Source organism: Streptomyces triticirhizae (genome assembly GCF_003696235.1).
Classification (GTDB): Bacteria; Actinomycetota; Actinomycetes; order Streptomycetales; family Streptomycetaceae; genus Streptomyces; species Streptomyces triticirhizae.
Window position 1 is genome coordinate 49,560 of the sequence record NZ_RFFJ01000012.1, and the last position, 6,291, is coordinate 55,850.

The 6,291-nt window shown below is 72.4% G+C and carries 6 protein-coding genes; 4 read left to right on the plus strand and 2 right to left on the minus strand.

Annotated elements, in window-relative coordinates; translation table 11 throughout:
- The first annotated feature begins 79 nt into the window (after positions 1-79).
- On the plus strand, positions 80-763 hold the full coding sequence (locus EBN88_RS04545) for a DNA polymerase ligase N-terminal domain-containing protein (protein WP_407703373.1): 684 nt from the start codon (positions 80-82) through the stop codon (positions 761-763).
- 64 nt (positions 764-827) lie between these two features.
- On the opposite strand, the gene EBN88_RS04550 is transcribed toward EBN88_RS04545, so the two are convergent.
- Positions 828-1,736 carry an SDR family NAD(P)-dependent oxidoreductase gene (locus EBN88_RS04550; RefSeq protein WP_122182484.1) on the minus strand — a complete coding sequence of 303 codons (909 nt, stop codon included), beginning with the start codon at positions 1,734-1,736 and terminating at the stop codon, positions 828-830.
- A 153-nt stretch (positions 1,737-1,889) separates the two neighbouring features.
- On the opposite strand from EBN88_RS04550, the gene EBN88_RS31560 reads away from it, so the two are divergent.
- From EBN88_RS31560 to EBN88_RS04565, 3 genes are all read left to right on the plus strand, one after another.
- Entirely contained in the window at positions 1,890-2,720 is an 831-nt protein-coding gene (locus EBN88_RS31560) for a helix-turn-helix transcriptional regulator (RefSeq protein WP_122182485.1), read from the plus strand.
- Between the two features lie 111 nt (positions 2,721-2,831).
- A complete protein-coding gene (locus tag EBN88_RS04560) occupies positions 2,832-3,827 on the plus strand; it encodes an aldo/keto reductase (protein WP_122182486.1) in 996 nt (331 codons plus the stop codon).
- Between the two features lie 68 nt (positions 3,828-3,895).
- The gene (locus EBN88_RS04565) at positions 3,896-4,789 is read left to right on the plus strand and encodes an SAM-dependent methyltransferase (RefSeq protein ID WP_122182487.1); all 894 of its coding nucleotides are present in this window, start codon (positions 3,896-3,898) and stop codon (positions 4,787-4,789) included.
- Between the two features lie 125 nt (positions 4,790-4,914).
- Here the strand turns inward: EBN88_RS04565 and EBN88_RS04570 are convergent.
- Positions 4,915-6,291 (minus strand): alpha-amylase (locus EBN88_RS04570; RefSeq protein ID WP_122182488.1); only part of this gene is annotated, 1,377 nt, incomplete at its 5' end.

Here is a 6,291-nt window from a genome sequence, read left to right on the forward strand (position 1 = left end):
TCCCCGTGTTTCCCGGAACGGTCCCCGGAATGCGAGGACTGCCCTGCTCTGTCAGCATGGACGGGTGGATGGTGGAAAGGTGAACGACCGGCGCCGTCGGGGTCGGTCCGGGCGACGTCCGACGCGCGGACCGTCCGACGCCGGCGCGTCGGGCGGCGAACACCTCACCGAGTACCGCCGACGACGTGACTTCTCCCGAACGGCCGAACCGAAAGGTCGGGAGCCGGCGGATGATTCCGCGCCCCGATTCGTGGTGCAGATTCACGACGCCAGTTCCCTGCATTTCGACTTCCGGTTGGAGTCGGACGGCGTGCTGAAATCCTGGGCCGTTCCCCGGGGCCCGTCCACCGATCCCGGGGACAAACGCCTGGCCGTGCCGACGGAGGACCATCCGCTGGACTACCGGAACTTCGAGGGCGTCATCGCGGAGGGTGAGTACGGCGCCGGAACGGTGATCATCTGGGACGAGGGGCGCTGGGCCTTCGAGGGCCGGGGCTCGGCGGCCGACGCGCTGGCCGGCGGCCATCTCTCGTTCCGCCTCGACGGCCACAAGCTGCACGGCGGCTGGGCCCTGACCCGGTTCCGGCAGAACGCCTGGCTGCTGGTCAAACGGGACGACCGGCACGCGAACGACCACGGCACCCCCGACCCGGCCCGGGCCCGGTCCGCCCGCACGGACCGGACCCTGCGCCAGACGGCGGCCGACGCGGCGCACGCGTCCGCGGTCGGCGACGACGACGAGGCCGACGCCGATCCGTCCTGAGCGCCGGCGGGCGGACGGGGACCGGCGGACAGGGACCGGCCGGCCGGCGGGACCGGCGGACCGCTCAGTCGACGTTGATGGCGGCCCCGGTGGCCAGGTGCTCGACGGCGTCCAACTCGGCACCGACCGTGGCGAGTTTGGCGCGGATCGCGGCGAAGGCGTCGTCGCCCAGCGCCAGTCGAAGCGGCGGCTCGGGCAGGTCCAGCACGGCCAGCAGCGCCCTGGCCGCCTTGTCGGGGTCGCCGGACTGCCTGCCGTCCCCCTCGACCATGCCGTCCCGCACCGCGCCCACCGTCGCCTCGTAGTCGGCGATCGGGCGGGAGTTCAGCAGGGCGCCGTTGAACCCGGTGCGGAAGGCGCCCGGTTCGACGATCAACACGCGAATGCCCAGCGGGCGCACCTCCTCGCACAGCGCCTCGCTCGCCAACTCCAGCGCGCCCTTGGCCGCGCAGTAGGCGCCAACGCCGCCGAAGGCCAGCAGGCCGCCCATGCTGGTGACCTGCACGATCGTGCCCGACCTGCGGCGGCGCATCCCCGGCAGCGCCAGGCGGGTCAGCCGCAGCGGGCCGTGGAACATCACCTCCATCGCCTGCCGCAGCTCGTCCTCGCCGGTCTCCTCGACCGCGCCAACGGTGCCGAAGCCCGCGTTGTTGACCAGCACGTCCAGGGGCCCGTGGGCGGCCTCGGCCTCGGCGAGTGCCGCGACGCACCGATCCGGATCGGTCACGTCCAGCCGCACCACGGACAGTCGTTCGGGGTGGGCGGCGAGCGTCGCGTCCATGGTCTCGGGGCGACGCACCGCCGACGTGACCCGGTCGCCCGCCGCCAGCGCGGCGCGCGTGACGGCGGCGCCCAGCCCGCTGTTGGCGCCGGTGACCAGCCAGTGGCGCCCCTCGTCCCCGGCGGACGGGGCGGCGTCGCGCGGGGAGTTCGCCGGGGTCGCGTCGGGGCCGGGCGCGCGGGACAGGTCCATGGTTGCTCCTACGAGAGTCGTTCAGAAGCCGATCAGAAGCCGCTCGGAGTGGCCACGAATCGACCTTGCCTGCCGCCCCCGGGGCGCCGGCATGGGCCAAAGGTGGAACCACACCGCCTTGTTCGGTCGGGCTCGCCCGCATACAACGACCTCATGAACAGGGACACCGCACCGCGCGTCGCGGGCCACGCCGTGGTCACGACGGCCTCCACACCGCGCCGGCTGCCCGCCGGGGAGGCCCTCCCTCCGGAGGACTACCGCCGCCTCTTCGCCGTGTGGGAGGCGGTCGAGCGGACGCCGGACCTGGCCACGTTCCGGGAGTCCCTGCTGCGCGCCCTTGAGGAGTGGTTCGGCTACTCCACCGTGGTGGTCCTGCACGGGCCGACCGTCGGCGAGGCGATCAGGGGCGGGCAGGGCATCAAGAGCGGCTACTCGCGGGAGTTCCTCGACGCCTACGCGAGGCGTTGGATCACCCACGACCCGTACATGGCCCCGCACGCGCACCGGCTGCTGCGGGAGCGCGGCGTCGTCACCCTCCGCGAGCTGCACCCCGAGCGGGACCCGGAACAGGCCGCGTTCGTCACCGAGTTCCTGGCCGCGCACGACATCCACGACAAGGTGGGGATGGTCATCGACGCGGGCGCCGAGGGCTGGTGCTACGTCGGCGCCATCCAGCGCGGGGTGCGCCGGATGCCCGCGCGTGACGTGGCCGTGATGCGGGTGCTCAGCCGCCAGTTGGCGGGTCTGACGACCGAACGGCTCGCCGGCGAGCGGCTGGCGGCCAAGGCGGGCGCGGCCCTGACGCCCAGGGAACGCGAGGTCGCCAGCCTCGCCGCGCGGGGCCTCACCAACGAGCAGATCGCCCGCCGGCTGTTCGTCGGCGTGACCACGGTCAAGAAGCACCTGGGCCGTGTCCTGGCCAAGACCGGCGCGCACAGCCGGACCCAACTGGCTGCCCGCTGGGGAGAGTTCTCGACGCGCTGACCGCCGGTCCGGCCCCGCCCACACCGCACCGCCCCCGCTCCCGCCCTCGCCCCCGACGGCGCGGAAAAGACGCTGGTCATGGAGTCCGCTCCAGCTGGCAGACTGCGCCGCATGAGCGACCAGAGAAACACCCGGAAACTCGGACGAAGTGGCATAGAGGTCAGCGCGCTCGGCTTCGGCTGCTGGGCGATCGGCGGCGAGTGGTGGAACGAGCAGGGCCAGCCGCTCGGTTGGGGGGCCGTCGACGACGAGGAGTCGGTGCGCGCCATCCACCGGGCGCTGGACCTCGGCGTGACGTTCTTCGACACGGCCAACGTCTACGGAGCCGGGCACAGCGAGGAGGTGCTCGGGCGGGCCGTCGCCGGCCGGCGGGACGATGTGGTGCTGGCCTCCAAGTGGGGCAACGTCTTCGACCCGACGACCAGGCGGGCGGCCGCCGAGCCCGACCTGCGGCCCGAGCATGTGCGCGAGGCGCTCACCGCGACCCTGCGGCGGCTGGGCACCGACCACCTCGACCTGTACCAGTTCCATGTCAACCACGCGCCGCTCGACGTGGGCGCCGAACTGCGTGACGCCTGCGAGGCGTTGGTGGCCGAGGGGCTGATCAGCGCCTACGGCTGGTCGACCGACGACCCCGAGCGCGCCCGGCTCTTCGCCGAGGGGCCGCACTGCGCCAGCGTGCAGGTGAACTGCAACGTGCTCCAGGACGCGCCCGCGATGCTGGCGCTCTGCGCCGAGCGGGACCTCGCGGCGATCAACCGGGGCCCGCTCGCCATGGGCGTCCTCACCGGCAAGTACAGCCGGGGCGCGACGCTCGGCCCCGGCGACATCCGGGCGACGCCGCCCGAGTGGCTGACCTTCTTCCGGGACGGCCGGGTGGCCCCCGAGTGGCAGGAACGGTTCGACGCGGTTCGCTCGGTCCTCACCAGCGAGGGGCGCACGCCCGCGCAGGGAGCGCTCGCCTGGCTGTGGGCGCGCAGCCCGCACACCGTTCCCATCCCGGGCATCCGCACGGTGGCGCAGGCCGAGGAGAACGCCGGCGCCCTGGCGTTCGGCCCGCTCTCGCAGGAGCAACTCCAGGAGGTGGACGTCCTGTTGGGCCGCTGAACGCCCGGTGGGGACACATGAGACACTTCCGGGAACGCTGACTCGAACGTGGAGATGAGTGGGCCATCATGACGGAGCAGACCAACGACCGTTCCGGAAGCGGCGACATAGCGCCCGGCGGTGCCGCCGAGCCCTCCTCGTCCACCGACTGGAGCTGGACCACCCCCCGTTCCGACGAGCCGCCGGCGGAGATCGACACCACCAAGCCGAGCATCGCCCGGGTCTATGACGCGGCGATCGGCGGCAAGGACCACTACGAGGTGGACGCCAAGGTCATCCAGGAGGGCCGGCGGATCTCGCCGGCGGCCGTGGACAGCGCCCGGGTCAACCGGGACCTGCTGATCCGGGGCGTGCGCTTCCTCGCCGAGCAGGGCATCGACCAGTTCCTCGACCTGGGGTCCGGGCTGCCGTCCGCGCAGAACACCCATCAGGTGGCGCAGGCGATCATTCCTCATGCGCGGGTGGTCTATGTCGATAACGACCCGATCGTTCTCTCCCACGGCCGGGCGTTGTTGGCTAAGAACAACAACACCCGGGTGCTGACCGCCAACCTTCTCGATGTCGACGAGATCCTGAACAGCCCGGAGGTCGAGGGCTTTCTGGACTTCTCGCGGCCGATCGGGCTGCTGATGATGGCGGTGGTCCACCATCTGCTGGACGAAGAGGACCCCGTCGGGGTCGTCGAGCGGTACAAGTCGCGGCTGGTGCCGGGCAGTTACCTGTTCCTCACGCACTTCTGCAACACCTTCCCCGAGGCGAAGGCGATGGAGGACGTGCTGGTCAAGTCGCTGGGCCGGGGGCAGTTGCGCAGCCGGGAGGCGATCACGGGTCTCTTCGACGGGATGGAGATCCTGGAGCCCGGGGTCGTGCCGCTGCCGCTGTGGCGGCCGGACGAGCCGGTCAGCGAACCGCTCGACCACAGCGGCCTGATGATGGTCGGCGGGATGGCCGTCAAGCGCTGAACCCTGACGTTCGGGCCGGTGGCCCCGCTCCCGAGTCGATCGGGAACGGGGCCACGGCGCGTTCCGCCCCCGGTCCGGTCCCCGGCGGGCCCGGGAACGGCTCAGTCTCCCGTTCGGGGAACGGCTCAGCCGGCGTGCACGGCGATGGCCGACTTCGCCGGCAGCTCGACCGTCAACTGTCCACCGGAGACGGTCGCCTGGGGGCCGCCCTCGCTGAGGAAGTCGTCGTAGCTGCCGTCGGGGAGCTGGGTGGCGAACTGGACACTCGCCGCCTCGGGCGCGTTGTTGATGGCGACGAAGCCGCTGCCCCGGTCGAAGCCGATCACGTTGCCGCGCGGCGACTGGATCTCGCCGACCCCGCCGTCGCCGGCGGTGGCGTTGCGCCAGGCGACCATGCCGGTGATCCGGGGGTCACGGTTGAGGCAGTACCAGCCGGCGGAGCAGTCGGTGTCGGTGACGAAGCCGCCCTCGCCGGCGGGCGGCGAGTCGTCGCGGTCGGCGTACTCGAATCCGGCGTAGACCGTGGGCGGCGCCTCGGACCAGGCGAGTTGGAAGACGTTGGCCAGCACGGCGGTGTCCCCGTCGCGGTAGCTGAGGTGGCGTCCGTCCCGCTCGGTGTCGTGGTTGGTGACGAAGGCGACCGCGTTCTCGGCGGGCAACAGGCCGGGGCCGAAGCCGGTCAGCTGGGCGATGTCACCCTGGAACGCGCCCTTGAGCTGGTCGCCCATCGCGAAGTCCAGCACCCGGCCGCTGCCGAAGTACGCGTCGGGCTGCGGGGTCGTGCCGGGGAACACCTCGTGGAAGACGAACGGCGGCGAGCCGTCGGCCGTGGTGTCCAGGGCGCCGACGATCGCCTCCAGATCGGCGGCCGGCATGTGCTTGGCGGCGTCCACCCGGAAGCCGGAGACGCCCAGCGCGATCTGGGAGTTGAGGTAGTCGACGATCTCGGCGCGGACCCCGGGGTCGTCGGTGCTCAGGTCGGGCAGGCCCAGCAGTTCGCAGTTCTGCACCTCCCAGAGGTCGTCGTAGTCGCTGATCTCGCGGTCGCAGATGTCGACGTTGTAGTCGGCCCGTTCGTACATCGGCGGGTGGTACTTGTCGCTGATCTGGGTGCCGGCGTAGCCGGTGCCGCCGATGGCGGCCGTGTGGTTGATGACCGCGTCCGTGTACACCTCCACGCCGGCGGCGTCGCAGGCCGAGGTCATGGCAGCGAACTCGCTCTCGGTGCCGAGTCGGCCGCTCAACTGGTAGCTGAAGGGCTGGTACAGGTCCCACCAGGCGCCGCTCGGCTCGGCCAGCGACTCGTGGGGCGGGGCGACCCAGACCGCCGCGTAGCCGGCCGGGCCGAGCACATCGGTGCACTCGGCGGCGACGGAACTCCAGTTCCACGACCAGAGGTTGGCGATCACGTCGCCGCCCGAGGCGAGCGGCGCCACCCCGGCGGCGGGCTCGGCGGCGGCAGCGGCGGGCTCGGCGGCGCCCGTCGCGGATGCCGGCTCGGC